Origin of the sequence: Microvirga pakistanensis (assembly GCF_004458765.1) — a bacterium.
Classification (GTDB): domain Bacteria; phylum Pseudomonadota; class Alphaproteobacteria; order Rhizobiales; family Beijerinckiaceae; genus Microvirga; species Microvirga pakistanensis.
In genome coordinates this window covers 1-223 of record NZ_SPJX01000061.1, presented here as the reverse complement: position 1 = coordinate 223, position 223 = coordinate 1, and the positions used below count along the sequence as shown (strand labels likewise).

Here is a 223-nt window from a genome sequence, read left to right as displayed (position 1 = left end):
TGCTTGCCACCTTCGGCGTCGTCCTCGTGGTGCAGGATCTCACCATCCTGATCTTCGGCCCGGAGGACATCCTCGGCCCCCGCGCTCCGGGCCTGCGCGCGCCCGTCGACAGTCTCGGACGGCGCTTCCCCTCCTACGAACTCGTGCTCATCGCGGCCGGGCCGATCGTCCTCGGGCTCGTGTGGCTTCTGCTGCGCAAGACGCGTTTCGGCGTTCTGGTGCG

Annotated in this window: 1 pseudogene; it reads left to right on the top strand. The window is 69.1% G+C overall.

The annotated features are described in order from the left end of the window. Nucleotides 1-223, top strand: a pseudogene (locus E4K09_RS02630) (ABC transporter permease); the annotation flags it as partial.